This is a genomic window from Marivita sp., from assembly GCF_020055635.1.
Classification (GTDB): Bacteria; Pseudomonadota; Alphaproteobacteria; order Rhodobacterales; family Rhodobacteraceae; genus Marivita.
Genome location: NZ_JAIPUT010000165.1, coordinates 1 through 2,927, shown reverse-complemented (window position 1 = coordinate 2,927; position 2,927 = coordinate 1). Strand labels below are relative to the sequence as shown.

Here is a 2,927-nt window from a genome sequence, read left to right as displayed (position 1 = left end):
CGAGGGCGCAGCCGTGTGGCCCGGGCGCCGGGGCGCAGCGAATGACGATGCGCCGGATGGGGCCCACGTCTGCCGAGCCTTCGAGGACGTCGCACCTGCGAACGTCCGTGTCGTGGTGCTCGGACAAGACCCATATCCTTCGGTTGCCCAGGCGACCGGGCGGGCCTTCGAAGACGGCGCTTGGGAAGGCGGACGCCCGCAGGGCATCGCCAAGAGCTTGAAGCCCCTGATGCTGGCTGCCTTGGCGACCCAAAACGGCCGTGCGGGTCTCTTCCGAGCCGGTAGCTGGCCCGAGGTGAGAAGACTAATCCGAGGCGGGCATTTGGCGCTTCCGGAGCTCGACGGCTACTTCGACGCGCTTGCAGGGCAGGGCGTCCTGTTCGTCAACGCGGCCTGGACCCACACCAGGACGAGCGACGTGGGGGTTCACCTGACGCTCTGGCGGCCAGTCCTGCGCCACTTCCTGCGGAAGTCGGCCCGCGATGCCCAAGCCCCCCTTCTCTTCGTTCTGCTCGGCAGGAAAGCGCAGGCGAGGTTCGCCGCCAGCGGTGCGGAAGCAGAAGCGCGGCTCGCGGAAACCTGGGACAACCGCGTCGTGAGAGTGGATCTGCCCCATCCCAGAGATAGCGAGTTCTTCGGGCAGAATCCCTGGTTGCACGTGAACCAGCTGCTGCTCGAACTCAATGCTCAGCCCATCGACTGGTGGCCTCCGCTTCCAGCGGCGGCTCCGGCATGACAGCCGCGCACTACACCCACTCGACGCTGCGGGAGCGGATCGCCGAACATGTTTTTGTGGGCGAGGCGCTCCGCACGCTCTGGCGGCTCGGCATCCACGATGTAGAGGTGCTGCGCTCGGAGTTCGACGCGCACGGATAGGACCTGGTGATGGCGCGCGGACCGGTAGTCCGTCACATCCAGTTCAAGACCGGCACCGCCAAGAAGCCATCGAAGGTCTCCCTCGCGCGGGTGCTTGCCGAGAAGCCCAGCGGCTGCGCCATCTGGATAAGGCTCGACCAGGAGCTCAACATGGGACCGTATTTCTGGTTTGGCGGCGCTCCGGGGCAGCCGCTTCCTGGGATCGACGACTACCCCAATGCGCTGCGCCCGACGCGGAACAAGGAGGGGGTACGGCCGGTGCGGGCCAACCATCACGAGGTGCCGGGTTCGGTCTTCATGCAGCGTAACAGCTTCATTGAGGTGCTGGAGGACCTGTTGGGCGATCTCGAAAGAAAGCAGGTTCACACAGCACCTTGAAAAGAACCTTCAGGCTCGGGACGGTCGCCAAGGTCCGAAAATCTGCTCCGGCGCAACGAGCAGTATCACAAGACAGGCGTGCGCACATCGAACGAATACGACCTGAGCCCACTGGTCGAACGCCTGAAGCCGATCGTGGCAAACATGGAAGAGGCCGAAAAGGACCCGTTTTTGGCACGCTTTATGCAGCAGACATTCGACCGACCGCGACCTTTTGGACTACAATCAGCGGTGATTTAGTACATCCGGCAGCAGGATTTTGGTTTAAACTCTCAGAGAGCCGCTCTTGTATACGCCCGACTTTCTCTGCGCCTTTGGACTCCTCGGACCATCACAAGACTATTCGAACTGAGTGAACATCACCTTGCGCGACTTCAATTGATCAATCTGTGCGGTTGTCATCCAACAAGTCAGGAATACGGTGGCGTCTGTGGCAAGTTGGCTAAGTTCAAGTCTTGTTAGCATTTTTTTGCTGGACTCTTTAGGCACAAGTCGGTTGCCTTCCATTAGATTTCGAACTGCTGACGACTTTATACCGAAGTTTGTGTTCTCTGGGATCACTCCATAGTCGTTTAGAATTTTCTTCATATCAAGTTTTGCCACAGCAACAGCGATGACGTTTCCAAACTCGTCCAAGATAGGGCCACCACTGTTACCCGGTTGCAGCGCCGCATCGATCTGAATTTCTGAATAGTTGTTACCAATGCCAGTTAGAGAGCTGACAATCCCTCGTGTGAACTTGAGAGATGAACTCACCCTATCTCCGAACGGAAAACCAGCAACGATAACATCTTGCAAGGGGTATGGGTTATTTTGGCTTAATGAGAAGAAAGCAGCAGGAGGCCCATCAGACTTAAGCAATGCCAGATCATTCTGTGGATCACTGGCTACAATCACTGTATCAAGGAAATTACCCTTGGAGTGGATTTTGATTTCTTTGCAGCCGTCGATTACATGACTGTTAGTGATGACATGCCCTTCGCGCGACACATAGAAGCCAGTTCCAGAAGCAACTTTGTAAGTTTGATTATCATCAGGTCTTACGGGTTCCGGATCAGGCTTACTTGTTATAAATGCACCTCTTAAAACCGCCTCCAGTATCTCGCTCGCAGAGGTGCTTGTACGGACATCAATATCCTCGAAGTTCATGGCAGCATAAGAAAGGATCGCTGCGAACGTGTTGCGCCCCCATAGTCCATCAATCGTAGATTCATATAAACCAGAAATCTTTAGCCTCTGCTGAACCGCTTTCCGCCTTTGATCCGAAAGATTTACGAATGCTGACTTAAGCGCAGGTGCCACGTTATGTATATTTGTACCGCTGCAATCCCGGTAAGATCGGAAATCTATTTGGTAGCAATAATTTGACTGCCCATTAGGAAAAATTACATAACGCCAGCCTCGGAGCTCATGTTCCATAACCTCTCCTATCCATTTTTGGCCATTGGGATAGGTTACAGTACCTTGGCCATGCCATTTATCGTCTTTCCACTTTCCTATGTATTCTCCTCCCTCGGGATAGATTTCAGTACCTTGGCCATGCCGCTTATGGTCTTTCCACTGCCCTGTGTATTTACCTCCATCTGGATAGGTTACAGTACCTTGGCCATGCCATTTATCGTCTTTCCACTGCCCTACATATTTCGACCCATCGAGATAGGTCGAAGTACCTT

General features: G+C 55.2%; 4 protein-coding genes. 3 read left to right on the top strand and 1 reads right to left on the bottom strand.

Features of this window, described 5'->3' with window-relative positions; translation table 11 throughout:
• The 3 genes from LCF60_RS24160 to LCF60_RS24150 form a co-directional block, all read left to right on the top strand.
• On the top strand, nt 1–736 hold a 736-nt coding region (locus LCF60_RS24160), incomplete at its 5' end, for a uracil-DNA glycosylase family protein (protein WP_292295076.1).
• Nucleotides 733–876 (top strand): hypothetical protein, encoded by a 144-nt coding sequence (locus LCF60_RS24155; protein ID WP_292295075.1) that lies wholly within the window; start codon nt 733–735, stop codon nt 874–876. The genes LCF60_RS24160 and LCF60_RS24155, both read left to right, overlap by 4 nt.
• Before the next feature lie 9 nt (nt 877–885).
• Nucleotides 886–1,254: a hypothetical protein gene (locus tag LCF60_RS24150; RefSeq protein WP_292295074.1), complete on the top strand. Its 369-nt coding sequence runs from the start codon at nt 886–888 to the stop codon at nt 1,252–1,254.
• Between the two features lie 339 nt (nt 1,255–1,593).
• Here LCF60_RS24150 and LCF60_RS24145 read toward each other — a convergent pair.
• Nucleotides 1,594–2,927 (bottom strand): trypsin-like peptidase domain-containing protein (locus LCF60_RS24145; RefSeq protein WP_292295073.1); only part of this gene is annotated, 1,334 nt, incomplete at its 5' end.

Excerpts from the sequence above, each read along its gene's own strand:
- LCF60_RS24150 (WP_292295074.1), top strand. The coding sequence starts at position 886 with ATGGCGCGCGGACCGGTAGTCCGTCACATCCAGTTCAAGACCGGCACC.
- LCF60_RS24155 (WP_292295075.1), top strand. The coding sequence starts at position 733 with ATGACAGCCGCGCACTACACCCACTCGACGCTGCGGGAGCGGATCGCC.